At 42.5% G+C, this 15,907-nt stretch carries 14 protein-coding genes and 1 tRNA gene; 4 read left to right on the forward strand and 11 right to left on the reverse strand.

All coding sequences use genetic code 11. From position 1 onward, the window contains the following. Positions 1–186 precede the first annotated feature (186 nt). The 5 genes from IQ224_RS14450 to IQ224_RS14470 form a co-directional block, all read right to left on the reverse strand. A complete protein-coding gene (locus tag IQ224_RS14450; protein WP_002745864.1) occupies positions 187–423 on the reverse strand; it encodes a hypothetical protein in 237 nt (78 codons plus the stop codon). Between the two features lie 273 nt (positions 424–696). Further along, complete coding sequence (locus IQ224_RS14455; protein ID WP_194033125.1) at positions 697–1,914, reverse strand: ATP phosphoribosyltransferase regulatory subunit; 1,218 nt, start codon at positions 1,912–1,914, stop codon at positions 697–699. Between the two features lie 38 nt (positions 1,915–1,952). Beyond that, positions 1,953–2,891 (reverse strand): J domain-containing protein, encoded by a 939-nt coding sequence (locus tag IQ224_RS14460; RefSeq protein WP_194033126.1) that lies wholly within the window; start codon positions 2,889–2,891, stop codon positions 1,953–1,955. A gap of 37 nt (positions 2,892–2,928) precedes the next feature. Continuing rightward, positions 2,929–3,750 carry an inositol monophosphatase family protein gene (locus IQ224_RS14465; RefSeq protein ID WP_002794377.1) on the reverse strand — a complete coding sequence of 274 codons (822 nt, stop codon included), beginning with the start codon at positions 3,748–3,750 and terminating at the stop codon, positions 2,929–2,931. Positions 3,751–3,764: 14 nt separating this feature from the next. Next, the gene (locus IQ224_RS14470; RefSeq protein ID WP_002745872.1) at positions 3,765–4,133 is read right to left on the reverse strand and encodes a 2Fe-2S iron-sulfur cluster-binding protein; all 369 of its coding nucleotides are present in this window, start codon (positions 4,131–4,133) and stop codon (positions 3,765–3,767) included. 567 nt (positions 4,134–4,700) lie between these two features. Here IQ224_RS14470 and IQ224_RS14475 point away from each other — a divergent pair. Then, the gene (locus IQ224_RS14475; protein ID WP_002745875.1) at positions 4,701–5,441 is read left to right on the forward strand and encodes an FkbM family methyltransferase; all 741 of its coding nucleotides are present in this window, start codon (positions 4,701–4,703) and stop codon (positions 5,439–5,441) included. Between the two features lie 12 nt (positions 5,442–5,453). Here IQ224_RS14475 and IQ224_RS14480 read toward each other — a convergent pair whose 3' ends face one another. Both IQ224_RS14480 and IQ224_RS14485 read right to left on the reverse strand, forming a co-directional pair. Next, entirely contained in the window at positions 5,454–5,720 is a 267-nt protein-coding gene (locus IQ224_RS14480) for a hypothetical protein (protein WP_002745877.1), read from the reverse strand. A gap of 12 nt (positions 5,721–5,732) precedes the next feature. Further along, positions 5,733–6,674: a homogentisate phytyltransferase gene (locus IQ224_RS14485; RefSeq protein ID WP_002745879.1), complete on the reverse strand. Its 942-nt coding sequence runs from the start codon at positions 6,672–6,674 to the stop codon at positions 5,733–5,735. Between the two features lie 61 nt (positions 6,675–6,735). On the opposite strand from IQ224_RS14485, the gene IQ224_RS14490 reads away from it, so the two are divergent. Beyond that, positions 6,736–6,822 (forward strand) — tRNA-Ser (locus tag IQ224_RS14490). 104 nt (positions 6,823–6,926) lie between these two features. Here IQ224_RS14490 and IQ224_RS14495 read toward each other — a convergent pair. After that, positions 6,927–7,589 carry a class I SAM-dependent methyltransferase gene (locus IQ224_RS14495; protein ID WP_002745881.1) on the reverse strand — a complete coding sequence of 221 codons (663 nt, stop codon included), beginning with the start codon at positions 7,587–7,589 and terminating at the stop codon, positions 6,927–6,929. Between the two features lie 106 nt (positions 7,590–7,695). Here IQ224_RS14495 and IQ224_RS14500 point away from each other — a divergent pair, with 106 nt between their 5' ends. After that, positions 7,696–10,773, forward strand: coding sequence for a hybrid sensor histidine kinase/response regulator (locus IQ224_RS14500; protein ID WP_194033127.1), 3,078 nt, complete (start codon positions 7,696–7,698; stop codon positions 10,771–10,773). Between the two features lie 810 nt (positions 10,774–11,583). Beyond that, entirely contained in the window at positions 11,584–12,519 is a 936-nt protein-coding gene (miaA, locus tag IQ224_RS14505) for a tRNA (adenosine(37)-N6)-dimethylallyltransferase MiaA (protein WP_194033128.1), read from the forward strand. Here miaA and IQ224_RS14510 read toward each other — a convergent pair. From IQ224_RS14510 to IQ224_RS14520, 3 genes are read right to left on the reverse strand one after another with little or no spacing between them, the layout of a single operon-like run. Further along, positions 12,461–13,867 carry a DUF2079 domain-containing protein gene (locus IQ224_RS14510; RefSeq protein WP_194033129.1) on the reverse strand — a complete coding sequence of 469 codons (1,407 nt, stop codon included), beginning with the start codon at positions 13,865–13,867 and terminating at the stop codon, positions 12,461–12,463. The genes miaA and IQ224_RS14510 overlap by 59 nt on opposite strands. 12 nt (positions 13,868–13,879) lie before the next feature. Further along, on the reverse strand, positions 13,880–14,737 hold the full coding sequence (locus IQ224_RS14515) for an amino acid ABC transporter substrate-binding protein (RefSeq protein WP_002745893.1): 858 nt from the start codon (positions 14,735–14,737) through the stop codon (positions 13,880–13,882). Between the two features lie 18 nt (positions 14,738–14,755). Beyond that, positions 14,756–15,793, reverse strand: coding sequence for an AI-2E family transporter (locus IQ224_RS14520; RefSeq protein WP_002745895.1), 1,038 nt, complete (start codon positions 15,791–15,793; stop codon positions 14,756–14,758). Positions 15,794–15,907: the final 114 nt, after the last annotated feature.

The following is a 15,907-nucleotide window of genomic DNA, read 5'->3' on the forward strand; positions in this document are numbered from 1 at the left end:
CCTTATCAAGGGGGGCAGGGGGGATCGAACCTAAAATCCATTTTTAATTTAATTATAACCAGCTACTTATAATCCCCTGATTAACTTCCACTTCCACTGTTCCCGTTCTGGCAGCTTCCCAGTAGTCGCTTTTGTTTTCAGGTGTGCCATGACTATTATAGCAAAAGGATTGCTACTTGCTTCCAATTAGTCACTGATAACTGATAACTGATAACTGATAACTGAATAGAGTTTGTCAGCGAAACGTTTTTTTGTCTTTGCTGAAGCGGTAATTCGTTTGAGTTCTTTTTCTAGGGATTCGGGAATTTGTGTCCAATCAATTAGTTGGTGAACTTCAGGAAAGAAGAAGTATAAAAACGCTTCAAAATACTCGGTTAATGCTTCTTTCCAGGGTTCATCATAATTGGCGGTTGGTTGTTTCATAGCAAGTCGCTACCAATTGGAAAGTTAGGCACTCATCTAAATCTATTATTCCCCATAAATATCATCAATGCTACTTGTCGTCACAAAACTTCCCATTAGAGCAACCTACATCTACATCTTTGTCCTGTAGGGGCGAAGCATTCGGATAAAAAATCTACGGTTTCACCGATAGGTTATTGCCCGAATGCTTCGCCCGTACTTCTTGCCGCAAACCCTAGATAGAGTCCTACAGCAGCGGGCAGAAGGTAGTATTTTCGCCGCTTTTGCCCCCTTTTAGAGAGATTCTTCGATCACGGAACCATCTTCTTGCACCCAGGCGAGATTTTTAATCATTCGATCGCGGGCATAGGTGCGAATTTGTGCCTCGCTGCGACCACCTAAATCGATCGCCACTCTCAGATTCGGATCACTGGTGCGAAGGGAGCGAGCTTTACTAAAAGTCGCTATCTGGGCGTTATTACCCAAAGGGATAAGCAACCAGTCGAGGGGGGCAGCTTGAGTGGGTAAAGTCTGGCCTGATAATAAACTTTCGTGCAGTTCTTCGATATTCAGGGAAAAACCGATACCGGGAGCCGATTGACCCTGGGGATGAAAAACGCCCAATAATTGATCGTAGCGTCCGCCCTGGCCTAAAATACTGAGATTTTGCTGGTGATCACTAACCGCTTTAAAAACGATGCCGGTGTAGTAATCAAAGGTTTGAATGAGACTTAAATCGAGAATTAGGGGGAAAGGACTAGAGCGATCAGCATTAAGCAGCTCTACTAGGGATTTAAGGTTATTAACGGCTTTTTGGGCTGATTCTTCCTGGGCTAATAGGGCCACTTGTGCGAGGACATCCTCAGGATTACCGCGCAGATGAAATAATTGTCGGGCTTGCTGCCGGAGGGTTTCGTTGGGATAGGGAAGATTTTCGAGGCTAACGTAGTCGAGGAGGGCTAAACAGCGTTTCACCTGTTCGCGTAAGGGATCTGGAAAGGGAGAAAGTAGCGAACGAGTCAAACCCGCTTCTCCTAGAATAATCTGCCAGTTAGGGACGGACAAACCATCGAAACAGTCAGCCAGGAGCAGTAAAATCTCGACATCAGCTAGTAAACCGCCAGAAAAGAGCAATTCTACCCCCGCTTGATAGAATTCCACTTGACGACCGTGATAACCGGTGCTAGGGCGACGAAAAACGTTGGCCCGATAACAGAGACGTTGGGGATAGGACTCCCCACTCATGCGGGAGACGGCACTACGGGCAATGGAAGCGGTTAATTCAGGGCGTAATCCCGATAGTCCTTGACTATCCCCGTGGAGTTGGATCACGGTGCTGGGATCGATCGTACCGCCTGCGGTGAGGGTATCGAGCCATTCAATGGTGGAGGTGACGATCCTTTGATAGCCCCAACGCTGAAAGACAGACTGAAGGCGATCGTTAATCCAGCCTTTTTGGGTAACTTCTAGGGGTAATAAATCCCTTGTCCCCGCCGGGGGTTGATGAATCATGGGAGTTTGCTAATCAAAATCGGTGGCACTGGTCAGTCCTATTTCTTTTTACCACCAAATCGAGACCAAAAACCGCCCTTGCGCTCTCCTTCCTCTTTTTGTCCTTTCTGGTCTTGCATTTCAGTATTAGAATTAATTATTTTATCTAGTTCCCGTTTGCACTTAATCACCGTTGCATCTTGGGGGTTGGTTTGCCACGCGCGATTGATATGAACCCGGGCCATGGACAGTTGATTTTGTCGCAGGTAGGCTAAACCGATCAGGGCGTGACAGATGCCATTATCCGGTTCTTGCCGCAGGGCATCGCGCAATTCTCGCAAAGCTTGGGCGGGGTTATTTTCGTCAAGAGAAGCTTGGGCGCGGCGAATATAGGCTTCTAGGGGCGATTCCTTTCTTTTAGTCTGGGTTGCCGTGGTGAAAGTCGCTCTAACTAACTCGGACTGGTTAGTATTGCCCTGGGAGATAAAGACTTTCGGGGTGGTTTTCCTGCTGCCCTGACCTTCGGTTAAGATCAGATAGACCAGATTGAGTTCACTGAGTTGGGCGATTTTCTGATAGGTATTTTCTAGAGCGGTATATTGATCGATCGCCAAAGATTGCAGGATTTTTTGATAGACTAATTCGTAGTTAGCGCTAGATTGGGCTAGTTTTCTAGCTGGTTCGCTACTGATGGTGATTTTACTCAAATCTCTCCCCATTGCCTTGCCCATTTGTGCTAAAACAAGGCGAAATTCTTCGCGAGATAGATCGTGGCTCAGATGTTCGTAGGCGGGGTTAACTAATTTTGAAAGTAACCGATGAGCCTGTTCCTTTTCATCGGGGGTGTAAGTGCGACAGGTATCAGGATGGAGTTTATAGGCGATTTTTAAGTAACGCTGGCGAATCTCCTCCTGTTCGGCATCGATCGAGACTCCTAAAATAGCGAAGTGATCGATTAAATCATATTGAAATAATCCCTGGGAAATTGGAAAAGTCATAGAGAGTATCCTAACTTTAATCAAAATGATAATCGCATTAAAACTGAAAGCTCCAAGAAGCCGCTTTTTGCAGAGCTTGGCTTAAGGGGGTGTGAATCTGTCCGTTAGTAGCCAGGATTCGCCCCGTTTCTATCAAAAAAGGACTCTCATCGTAGGCGCTAATTTTACCCCCAGCTTCTTCGATCAGAATAACTCCCGCGGCCAAATCCCAGGGATTAATTCCTCGTTCCCAATAACCATCTAAGCGCCCACAGGCCACATCGGTTAAGTCGTTGGCAGCGGAACCGCTGCGGCGTACCCCTTGGGTCAGATGGGTGAGATAACAGAATTCGGCATAATTATTATCGGGGGTTTGACAGCGATCGTAGGCAAAACCCGTCACCAGTAAACTTTTTTCTAGTTCACTGGTCCGGGAGACATGGATGGGACGACGGTTCAGGGTGGCCCCCAAACCCCGGGCTGCCCGAAATAGTTCCTTTCTAAAGGGGTTATAGATGACTCCTACTGCTGCTTTCCCTGCGATCAGTAGTCCGATAGAGACGACGGATACGGGATAACCGTGGGCATAGTTGGTGGTTCCATCGAGAGGATCGATCGCCCAGAGATAGTCGTTATCGGTCCCTGGCAGTTTTCCCGATTCTTCCGCTAAAATCCCGTGTTTGGGAAAGTGACGGCCAATAATTTTGAGAATTTCTGTTTCTGCTCGACGATCTATTTCCGTCACTAAATCGCCCGATCGCCCTTTTTCTTCTATTGTCTCGATTTTACCCCAATTATCGAGGATAATTGTTCCCGCCGCTAGGGCGGCTTCGCTGGCAATGTCTAAGTATTTTTCTAATTGGCTGCTGGTATCTGGCACGATTAATCCTTAATCTATTCTTCATCTAAGGGTAAACCAAAACGCACTTTTCCACGGGCAAAAAAGCGACCGAATTGTAATTCATAGACTTCATCTTCGTCTTGGGTGGCTACTTCCATATCGCTATGGGCATAACTGACACAAAGTAAGGCATAACCTCTGGCTTTTAATTCCGGTGATAGTCCAATCGCTTCTGGTTGATCAATATCTCCTGATAATACCCTGACCGCGCAGCTGGTACAAGCTCCATTGCGACAGGAAAAGGGTAATTGATGACCCTGTTTTTCCAGACTGTGCAGTATATAGTTATCCTCTGGAACGGTGGTGGTAATTTTTTCGCCCGTCTGACGATTGTTAACGGTGATTTGATGATATTTAGTCATAGTTTAGTTAGGCAGAAATTATCGATGCAATTCTCGATAGTTCTAAATTTAGGGGCTATTTTGAGCAGCCATCTCGATTATATCATCAATATTTTCTCAAATGGTCATCATCTTGACAATTATCCTTGACAAAGGGGTCGGTTTTCGTGGAATTTGCCTAAATCAGAATCTCGTACCATCATCTTTAATCCTCAAAATATCTACGCGCTTGAGATAGGCAAAAAATCAGCATCTTTTCTTAAATTACGATGAAATTGATTAATGTTTAAGAGTCCTCACAAAACGTTTAGTAGAGAGAGACTTATAAAGTTTCAGGCTGGGAATAGATTGACGCACGATTTATCTATTTGAGAAGATTGGTCATAATTTTGTAAATCTCTGGTTAGAAGTATAGCTAGTCTCTTAATACTCCATTGCTCAGTTATTATCAATTACAAGTCAGCATCAAATCAGGTTATGCTCGATGATCCGATGTATAGGAGAAACACTGTTTAGTTTTCCTTTCCCCTTGACAAAGTGACATTAATCAGCTACAATACGAGTCAAACCATTTGTTAAGAAATTATAATGTTAAAAATAGCTGCTAAAAGACTATTAAATTCTTGGGGTTTCGCTCTATATAAGACCAAGTATTTACCCTTTGGGTGTGATTATAAGGAAGATATTAATAGACTCTCTCCCAATTTAAAAGTAGAGATCATCTTTGATGTGGGAGCTAATTTAGGACAATCGGCACTTCACTATCGTCAAAAGTTTCCCCAAGCCAAGATATATTCTTTTGAACCAGTCACCAAAGCCTTCCAAAAACTACAAGCCGCTACCAGCAAAGATACTAACATTTTTTGCTATCAATTAGCTCTTACAGATCGAGATGGACAAGAAGAAATAGTTACCATAGGGACGAAAGGAACCAATTCTTTGAAAGCAAAACCTGATCCCTCTTTATCCCTACAAAATGATCAAACAGTGGAACTATTTACTTTAACAAAATTAGATAGCTTTCTCGAAAATAATCTGGTTAATGTTGAATACATAGACATTTTAAAAATAGACACAGAGGGTTTTGAAATTCCAGTTTTACAAGGAGCATTAAATACTTTAAAAGCGGGAAAAATTCGCTATATATTTGCCGAAACTACTCTCCGGAATAAGGATAAAGATCATACTAATTTTTTTGAATTGAAAAAGTTTTTAGAACCTTATAATTTTAATCCAATAGGTTTCTATGATTTAGTTCCGTATTGGGGTGGCGGTAATGCGATAGACTATCTAAATGTTTTATTTAAACGTTGGGATAATCAATCATAATTGAGGAAACTATTACTTAATCTCTTTTAATCTAACTGCACCGTCGATAATTGAGATTTCCTGGGAGCCAATTTGCATGATCGCATCTAATCCCTTGCCGATAATTTTAACTGCTGGGGGACGACTTTTCTGCACGGTCATCAGTAGAAAAAACTCCTCGCTACCCGTGGCTAAAATGCGCTCACCTGTATTAGTTTTCTCGACTTTTAAAGTCACGGGAGTGATAAAAGTTCCCTGCATATTTGCCCCATTTTGAGTGATAATAAAACTACCTAACAAAAGGAGATATTTTTATATTAAACAAGCAAGGGGAAATATTAGGTATTCCAGGAAGAATAATTTCCAAATAAATTGGTAAAATCGGCTGATTTCGCTTTTATCTTCTAAATTTACCCCGCGACTACGCCACCAAAGAAGAACAAGTAGGAGCAGATGGGCGACAATGGCCAGAGGAGAATTAATTCCCGTTATTCCCAAGAGACCGACGACAATCATACCTGCATAACATAGAGAAATTGTCAAGAGGGAAATTGTTAAGATTTTTTCTGGGCCGAGCAGCAGGGTAAAAGTGGTAATTTGGTAAATGCGATCGCCTTCTAGGTCAGGAACATCCTTGAAAATAGCGATCGCAACAGTGAAAACGAGAACAAAAGCTGTTAAAACCCAAATCGAGGGATAGATAGACTGATTTTGATTAATAACTGTGTTGTAGTGCAGAAAAAGACCTAAATTAACGATGACACCCCGGACGGTAAAAATACAGAAGGCTGCCCAGAGGGGAAAGCGTTTTAAACGCACTGGTGGCAAGGAATAGGCAGTACCGATGAGTAAACTAATCCCCACGGTGACTAACAGCCAAAAACCACCGATAAAAGCCAGTATAATTGCTAAAATACCGCTAAAACCCACGATTAACCCGCCTGTCAACCGAGAAAATTCGCCCTTGGCTAGGGGAAGATGGGGTTTATTGATTTTATCGATGTCGATGTCTTCCAACTGATTTAAACCGACGATATAGACGTTACCCGCAAGACAAGCGACCCAAGTGAGCAATAAAACCGACCAATGGCTAAAAAAATCGCTAATATCGCCTAAAGCAATTAAATACAGACTTAAAACACTTAAAGAAGTGCCGATAATCGTATGGGGACGGGAAAATTTCCAGAGACTCCCTAACCGGTCGAGAAAGTTAGGCCGGGGATGGTTAACTGGAAGAAAAGGAGCTTGATTCATAAAAAAAATCAATCCTAGGGCAAGTAATCTGTTAAAATAATAATCCAGACTCAAACCCTGTGGAGAGGTGGCAGAGTGGTTGAATGCGGCAGACTCGAAATCTGCTTTAGGGTCACACCTAACGTGGGTTCAAATCCCACCCTCTCCGTGGAACTGATAACTTAGTGCTGTCGTTAAGGAGCTTAAGGGATGTAGCGTTGTCCTGGGTGGTTTCCGCAAGAGCAAAAGCTTTTCTAATACCTCTTAGCTTATTCACTTTTTCATGGCCAGGGTCAAACCATCACCAATAGGAATAATACTGATATTGACCCGTTCATCCTGCTGAATTTTGGCATTAAGGGAACGGATAATTTTGGTGCGATTATCATTGCTATCGGCCGTCGCTACCCGTCCTGACCAAAAAACATTATCAATAGCGATAATTCCGCCGCTTCTGACCAATTGTAACGCCTGTTCGTAGTAGCAATCATAATTACTTTTATCGGCATCGATAAAGACAAAATCAAAACTATTACTTTCTCCCCCGGCGATTAATTGATCTAAAGTCTCCAGGGCCGGGGCAATTCTTAAATCGATTTTATCAGCGACACCGGCCTGCTGCCAATAACGGCGGGCTATACTGGTATATTCTTCCCTCAGATCACAGGCGATGAGCTTGCCTTGCGGGGGTAAAGCTAAGGCTACCACTAGCGCACTATAACCGGTAAAAACCCCTATTTCTAGGGCTTTTTTCGCCCCGATCGCCTGTACCAAAAAAGCCATAAACTGACCTTGTTCGGGGGCAATCTGCATGACTGCCAGGGGTTGAGAGGCAGTTTCTTGACGTAATTGAGCTAAAATCGGGGGTTCTCGCAGACAGATAGATTGATAATAGGAATAAAATTGTCGATCGAGTCCAAGAGTTTGATTGGCCATAAAAAAATTCCTAGTGGATGGATTTATCGGGTAAAATTCTGGGTAATCTGAAGCTAGAGAGAGCGCATTGGTTGACCAAAAAGGAAGACTTGGCAGGAAGCAAATCATGATGAAACCCGACTGGGATCATTTCTTTAACGAAGATCTCGAACAGTTGTTAGAGAGTTTAGAAGACAAAGACACCGACGGTGACGAGACCCTAGACGAACTTAGCTTTTTATTTGAGCAGACTTCCCCGCCAGCGGCGAGGTATGGGGCTTCTCTTGACCAAACCCTGTCTTTCTTGCCCTTAGAACCGGAATTAGCAGAACTTTTTAGCGATAGCATCAATTGGGAAGAAACCGCCACTAATGATCTTCATTCTACCCGTGGGACCGATCCCAAGTCAGAACCAGAAGATGGGGATGATCTGGAATCGCTGCTGCTAGAAAATGCAACAGTCCAGGACTCAGAGGCAATTATAACCATCAGCAACCCGAATTTTTACGACAGCCTCGAAGACTTAGAAGCTTTTCTGGAAAAACCCACTCCACCAGCGCAATCGCCACTGCCGGACATCTTTGAATCCCTAGAGGTCCTCCTCTCGGAATCCACAGCAGGGGAGCCGCTGGCCGCGACAGAACCTCTCCAACGGTTAGAATTACTGGAAATTGCCACGGAAAGCTCCCCAGAGCCTGAATTCAAGGATTTAGAAAAACTCCTCGAAGAAACCAATCCACCGGTCGGGTTAAATAACCTGCGTCCCCTTGTTGCTAAAGCTTTTGAACAGACGATGCGGGTGCCGATCAAACAATTGGACAACCTCAGCAATCTGATCGGGGAACTGGTGGTTAAACGCAATCGCCTTGAACAGGAACAGGATCGCCTGCGTCTCTTTTTAGATAATTTGCTTAACCAAGTCCAAAATCTCAGCGATGTGGGCGTTCGGATGCAGGATCTCTATGAAAGAAGCCTCCTAGAAGGGGCTTTACTGGCTAGTCGCAATGCTGGCGGTGCCATCGGTTATGGTGGGGTTCAGGGAAAAAATCAGGGCAATTCGACTATGACTGGGGAACTAGATGCCCTAGAGATCGACCGTTTTACCGATTTCCACTTATTATCCCAAGAGATGATCGAATTGATCGTGCGCGTGCGAGAATCGGCCTCTGATCTTCAATTTGTCGTCGATGAAACCGATCAGGTGACGCGCAGTCTGCGACAGGCTACCACCCAACTACAGGAAGGGATGACCAAATCGCGCATGGTTCCCTTTAGTCAAACTGCCGATCATCTACCCCGGGCAATTCACGATATTTCCCTGAAACTGCACAAACAAGCCAAATTAAAAGTGGAAGGAGGGGGTGTTCTCATCGATCAGATGATCCTCGAAAATCTCAATAGTCCCATGATTCATCTGGTCAACAATGCGATCACCCACGGCATTGAATCACCCGAAGAACGCCTGGCCAAAGGCAAACCTGTCCACGGTACGATCTCGGTTCGGGCATTCCTACAGGGCAATCAAACCGTGATCACCGTTAGTGATGATGGGGCCGGTATTGATGTTAATCTGGTTAAACTTAAGGCGATCGAAAAAGGCCTGATCAGCGATCGGGAAGCTCAAAACCTCAGTACCCAAGAAGTCTATGAAATTCTTTTTCATCCCGGTTTTAGTACCAAAGATCAGGCCGATGATTTTGCCGGTCGTGGGGTGGGTTTAGATGTGGTGCGTACCAGTTTAATCGATGTGCGCGGGACGATTACTATTGACTCGGTACTGGGCCAAGGAACCACTTTTACCCTCCGTTTACCCCTAACCCTGAGTATCTGTAAGGCCCTCTGTTGTGTTAGTAATCATGCTCGCATCGGTTTCTCCATGGACGGAGTGGAAGATGTGAGGGATTTCCCGGCCAGGGATATCCAAATGGATCGGGAGGGACGGCGCTGCGTTTTCTGGCAAAACACTTTACTACCTTTCCAACCCTTGAGCGATTTGCTTTCCTACAATCGACAACTTAGTCGCGGTAGTTTTTACACCGGCAAACAGGGGAAGGACTCTTTTGCGATCGTGATCCTGCGCGGTGGTAATAATCTCCTCGCGGTACAGGTGGATCAAGTGATCGGGGAACAGGAGATCGTGATCAAACAGATCGAAGGACCGATTCCGAAAACGGCTGGGATTGCTGGGGCGACGGTTTTAGGCGATGGTACGGTGATGCCCGTCGGCGATGTGTTAGAGTTGATCGACATCGCCAGCGGTCGTCTGCGTATCGATAACGGTGGTCTTTGGCACCAATCTGTACCGCCTGTAGATGTGGAAATTAGCCAAAAATCCGAGGCTATGGTTCTGATTGTCGATGATTCGATTACTGTTCGGGAATTGCTCTCTTTAAGCTTTAGTAAAACTGGTTATCGTGTGGAACAAGCCCGGGATGGTCAAGAGGCTTGGGAAAAATTACGCGGTGGTTTGCCCTGTGATATCGTTTTCTGTGATATCGAGATGCCCCGCATGAATGGCCTGGAATTACTGTCTAATTTGCAAAAATACCCCCGATTAGCGACGATTCCCGTGGCTTTGTTGACTTCCCGAGGCTCGGAACGTCATCGTCAGGTGGCGGCGAAATTAGGGGCTAGTGGTTATTTTACCAAGCCCTACACGGAAATAGATTTACTCTCGGCAGCTGAAAGAATGATTGCGGGGGAAGTATTACTAGCTAATAGTATTAAAGCGACCTCTAATCAGCTTTCATCCTCCGATACAACGATTATTGATAGTGATTCCCCTAATTTGTTAGCACAATCGAGTCCTCTCGTCTTGATTGTCGATGATTCGTTAATAGTACGGGAAATGTTAGCGATTTCTTTGGTTAAAGCTGGTTATCGCATTGAACAGGCCCAGGACGGTTTAGAAGCATGGGAAAAATTACAGGCCGGATTAGCTTGTGATCTGATTCTCTGCGATATCGAAATGCCTCGCCTGAATGGGTTAGAATTACTCTCTCGTCTGCAAGAGGATGAACAACTTCAGGGGATACCAGTGGCGATAATTGCCTACCAAGGGACGCAAAAAATGCAGCATCTTGCCGCCGCTAAAGGGGCAAAAGGTTATTTTGTCAAGCCCTATATTGAGGATGTTTTACTTTCAGCAGCCCAACGTTTAATCGCTGGTGAGGTATTAATCCAGAAAGAAAGTTCCGTGGATTAGCTGAGGTTAAGTAGCTGGTTATAATCAAATTTAAAATGGATTTTAGGTTCGATCCCCCCTGCTCCCTAGGGTTGATTCATTTAAATTAAGTACAACTGATGCTAAATCCAGTTATTAAAAACTGATTATTTATTCTCCGTTTTGCCTGAGTGCCTCGTGCATCTGGGAGCATCTCATTTATGCAAGTGAGTAATTATACTTGTCCCTAAAACTGGTTTCTGGCAAGGCTTTTAAAATAGCTTGACATAAAACCTGATTTAGGGGTTACAAAGGTGAGATGCTCCCAGTGCCTCTCTTGATATGTAGTCCATACTCAACGGATTTAGTATGATAAGCATTTCAGGGCTCAGGAAGAAAGTATGGGGAAAATAGGCCAGCAATTCTAAATTTGCCCTGTAATAAGGCTTTTGGGAGTTAGTTCGCATAATACGGGGTAAAATTCAATGGGATGGCGAATTTCATTTCACGAGTCTTCGGGCTTTTGACGTGATAGTACACCCAAAGTTGCGCCAAAAATCCCCCTTTAAAATGTTCTTTAAATCCCTAAAAGGCTTGCTGTGTCTAAAACTGAGAATTGCTGAGGATTTTGCCGATAGCTTGCAGATGTTCTTGTAATTGCAGTTCTTCTTGAGCATTGATGATGCCTACATCTGGTATGGTTAGTTTAGGGCTAATTATCCTCTATCTCCCTCTTCCTAGCCATCAGCATTTATACTCATTACATATCTGGGATGCTCCCCGTTGAACAAGCAATTTCCGATAGTGATAGGTCAAGAATCCCCCGTCACAGCGCAGCTTGACGGGGGGAGTATGTCAACTATTCTGATTGTTATTTGTGGGGCAACTGCCACAGGAAAATCCAGTTTAGCCCTACAATTGGCCGAAAAGTTTAATTCAGTAATTCTCAGTGCCGATTCCCGACAAATCTATCGAGAATTTAATATTGGTACTGCTAAACCTAGCTTAGAAGAATGTCAGCGGATTCCCCATTATCTAATTGATATTTGTGATCCTCAAGATAATTTTACCCTAGCACAGTACCAAGAACAGGCTGAGAATTTAATCAGCAATCTCCACTATTCTCCTCTGTTTTTGGTCGGTGGTACGGGACTTTATATCAAGTCCATTGTCAAAGGTTTAAAAATACCGAGGGTTTCTCCTCAAGCGGATTTGAGACGGCAATTACAAGCTTTAGGACAATCCTATCTTTATCAAATTCTAATGCAGGTAGATGAAGAGGCCGCTAAAAAAATTCATCCCCATGATCAGGTCAGGACTTTACGCGCTTTAGAGGTTTTTTATCTGACAGGAAAACCTATCTCTAGTCAGCAGGGAGAAAATCCCCCCACTTATCCAATTTTACAAATTGGTTTAGACTGTTCCCCAGAAAGTTTAGACAAGCGGATCACTGTTCGTACTCATCAAATGATCACAAGGGGATTAGTAGCAGAGGTGCAGAATTTGGGGGATAAATACGGTTGGGATTTGCCACTTTTGCAGACTTTGGGTTATGCAGAGATTAAGCAATATCTCCTCGGAGAAATTTCTTTAGAACAGGCGATCGATCTAATTATCCTCCACACCCGTCAATTTGCCAAACGTCAGCGCACTTGGTTTCGTGCCGATGCTGATATTGTCTGGTTTCCCGTCGATAAAGAAAATTTATTGGAATTGGTGGAACGAAAAATTATTTTGTTTCTTGAGGGGTTGTCAAGGCCTGATATAAAAACACATCATCCTGATTAAAGATTAACCGAAAGTTCTCATTTTGATTCAGTTTATTTAAGTGATCATCAATTAGTTCTGGTGAACTAGACCAACCGGGATGACGGTGATCGAGTAGGATATAATTAAATTGATTTAAATCCAGGGATTGGGAACCTTCGATCGCTAATTTAATCATTTCCCGATGGGTAAGATGGGGGGCAATTCTAGAAGTAGTCAAGACACTGTCACTGGTGGTAATTTGAGTGAGAGCTTTTTGGGTAGCGGACCAAGTATCGAGGGAATTTAAATACAGTGACCAAAAATAGCCGTATTTAGCTAGGGCAAAAAAGGCAATAATTGCCCAAGTAATTATCCATTTAGGTTTTTTAAACCAGTTACCATTATGGGCTAAAGTGGCGATAACTGCTAGAAATAAAAAGGGCAAAATTGGCAGGGAATATTGAGTGGTTAAGTTTTTTTGTGGGGCATGATCTGCTAATAAATTTAAAGCGATTGCGGGAATAGCGGCAATTATTGCGGTAGAATAGCGCCAGGATAAACCCCAAACTAAGGGAATAATTAATAGGATGAGGTATTCTAGATTATTGCCAGTAAAGATTTTCCCCAAGACTAGATCGGGTTTGAGGAACAGATTAAAGATAATTGCTGGCAAACTATCTCCTAGATAACTATATCGAGAATCAGCCATTTCAATAACTGCCGATTTTCCTGTCAGGAGGGGAATTAATAACTTCGTGGTGATAATAAACCAAAGAATGCCGCTAATCATGGCAATTATTCCGGGGATTTTTTTCTTTTCCCAGAGAAGTAACCAGATACCCATTCCCAACAATGTTAAAGAGAGAATTGCTTTACAACCGAGAATAATAATAATTCCTAGACAAAATCCCCAGAGATTATTTAATCTTGCCGCTAAAACCGTCCAAAAAATGGCTGGCACTGCGATAACTTCTGGATGAAAATCAAAGAGATTAACGTTAAAAATCAGGGGATAGAGCAGATAAACTAAGGCTAATGTATAAGCTTGTTTTTCTTTTAATCCCGCTTGTATTGCCAATTGCCAGAGGGGAAAAACGGCAAGGGAAAGGGAAAAAGCTTGTAAGAAAAGCAGCCAATAAACGCTAGGATAAATTTTATAAAGTAAGGCTATAGGATAGAGAATAAAAGCGATATGATCGCCTAAGATATGGTAGCCAACAAAAGATATAATCGGTGGTTTAGCTTGAGAAATTAAGTAAACTCCCTGATCGAACCAACCAAGATCAAGAGCATTAGATTGAAATAAAATATGTCTGATAGCACTGCAAATAAACAGGATTATTGTAGCGCAACCAATTAACCAAAATAAATCATTCTTTTTGTGCATAATCGTTAAATTTTACTGGGATTTTTCGGGATTATTACGACAATACTGCCAAGTATCTCTAAAATAGGAAGCAACTTCAGTAAACCATTTTTTAAAAATATTTCTGTTCTCACTGGTGACGATAACCCCATTAATAAACTCTTGCCATTGGAGATCATTAGCGGGAAGAATGAAACCATAATAATCACAATTTAAAGGATTGCGGGGGATAAGTTGATAATCTTGTTCTAAGGATAAACCGAGAATGACAGCTTCTCCAATTAGCAGAATCCCATCACTAGCAAAAGCATCTATTCTATTCCTTCTTAAACTTTGAATACCTCGCAGTCTTCCCGTCACTCCTTGAAATTCTTGATAGGTAGCAAGAGGATATTTTTGTCTTAATAATTCTTGAGTGGTGGTATCTCGCAAAACTCCAATACTTATACCTTCTAAGGACGAAGAAAAGTTAAAATTATTCTGATTATCACTCCGAACTAAAAACTGAGTTCCCGTCACAAAAAAAGGGCGAGAAAAACTGACACCATCAGGTATATTTTTTCTGATACTATTAGGACCACACTCAAAATCAACGGTTTTATTTTCCAATAACTGGAAGCGATTAAATAAAGTCGATTTATAAATTTTGACACTGATGATTTGGAGGTTTAATTTGTGCTTGAGTTCTTCTCTAAGCAATTGGATAAAATCTAAGCACAATCCCTGCAAATTATTATTACTATCTCGATAGCCAAACGGAATGGCATCTTCTCTCATCGCTACTTCTAATAATCCCGTGCGTTTAATTTTTTCTAGCACTGTTTCAGATTTAGCTGGGAGAGTAGCAAAAACATTAGATAAAATAACGAGAGTAAGAATGATTAATTTCATGGTTTTTGCCGAGATTATTTAAGATTTGTTATGGACTTGATCCCACTGATCTAAAATGTCTTTGAATAATAATTCATCTAACCATGTTTTTACTACCACTGTCAAAGGTAAAGCCAATAATAAACCTAAGATGCCAAACATTTGAGCGAAGAAAATTTGAGCGATTAGGGTAATTGCCGGTAGTAAAGATACCTGTTTAGCCATGACAGTGGGTGTCAATAAATAACTTTCGACATTTTGGATAATAAAATAGAGAATCAGAATAGCGACAATTTTCCAAGGTGCATCGATAACAGCAATGAGGATCGGAAAAATCACACTAGCAGTCGGTCCGATATTAGGGATAAAATTGAGCAATCCTGCTAGGATAGCATGAACGAGAACTAGATTAATTTGTAGAACCAAAAGACCGAACCCACTTAATAATCCTACCATAGTTGAACTAATGGCAATTCCCAACAACCAATTACCTAAACCCGCTTCCGATAGGGTAAGAATTTCCTCAGCACGACGACGATAGAAGTTAGGAAATAATTTTAAGAAAGCTTGTCGATAGGGTTGGGGGTTGGCTAACATCATCATTGCTAACACCAGCACGAATAATAATTGCAAAATTGCCGCAACTGAGTTAGAAAAGAAAGTAAAAAAGTTACTAAAAACAAAAGTTCCTAAAGGTTGTAACTGCTGTCCTAAATCAGTTAAATTAGGCAGCGATGGCAACCAATCAAATTGAAATTGTTGTCGCCATTGAATCGAGTTATTGCGGACTAAATTCCAAGCTTGCGGTAAAAGTTCAATTAATTTTTGAAACTGTTCGATAAAGGGGGGAACAATAATTATAAAAAATAAAATCGCAATTCCCAGACTCGTCAGCAGGGTAATTAAAATAGCCAAACCCCTTTTAATACCTAATCTCTGCAATCCTTTCACACATCTATTTAAGGCTACGGTAAACACGATCGCCATAAAAATCAATAATAACAGCTGTCGAATCTGCCACAATACATAAAGAGCCATTATTAAACAGATAAACCCCAACCACTGACCAAATTTCACGACCTTAATTTATCCTATCGGGACAAATTTTATCATACAGCAGTCCGCCGTCAGTGGTCAGGATTCAGGATTCAGTCTTCGGGAGATTATTTTTATTTATTCTCTCCATCTCCC

Origin of the sequence: Microcystis sp. LEGE 00066, assembly GCF_015207925.1 — a bacterium.
GTDB lineage: Bacteria > Cyanobacteriota > Cyanobacteriia > Cyanobacteriales > Microcystaceae > Microcystis > Microcystis ichthyoblabe_A.

Bases quoted from the DNA above. Each gene is read 5' to 3' on its own strand.
- IQ224_RS14475 (WP_002745875.1), top strand. From the start codon at position 4,701: ATGTTAAAAATAGCTGCTAAAAGACTATTAAATTCTTGGGGTTTCGCT.
- IQ224_RS14470 (WP_002745872.1), bottom strand. From the start codon at position 4,133: ATGACTAAATATCATCAAATCACCGTTAACAATCGTCAGACGGGCGAA.
- IQ224_RS14485 (WP_002745879.1), bottom strand. From the start codon at position 6,674: ATGAATCAAGCTCCTTTTCTTCCAGTTAACCATCCCCGGCCTAACTTT.
- IQ224_RS14515 (WP_002745893.1), bottom strand. From the start codon at position 14,737: ATGAAATTAATCATTCTTACTCTCGTTATTTTATCTAATGTTTTTGCT.
- IQ224_RS14455 (WP_194033125.1), bottom strand. From the start codon at position 1,914: ATGATTCATCAACCCCCGGCGGGGACAAGGGATTTATTACCCCTAGAA.
- IQ224_RS14510 (WP_194033129.1), bottom strand. From the start codon at position 13,867: ATGCACAAAAAGAATGATTTATTTTGGTTAATTGGTTGCGCTACAATA.
- IQ224_RS14495 (WP_002745881.1), bottom strand. From the start codon at position 7,589: ATGGCCAATCAAACTCTTGGACTCGATCGACAATTTTATTCCTATTAT.
- IQ224_RS14500 (WP_194033127.1), top strand. From the start codon at position 7,696: ATGATGAAACCCGACTGGGATCATTTCTTTAACGAAGATCTCGAACAG.
- IQ224_RS14460 (WP_194033126.1), bottom strand. From the start codon at position 2,891: ATGACTTTTCCAATTTCCCAGGGATTATTTCAATATGATTTAATCGAT.
- miaA (WP_194033128.1), top strand. From the start codon at position 11,584: ATGTCAACTATTCTGATTGTTATTTGTGGGGCAACTGCCACAGGAAAA.
- IQ224_RS14450 (WP_002745864.1), bottom strand. From the start codon at position 423: ATGAAACAACCAACCGCCAATTATGATGAACCCTGGAAAGAAGCATTA.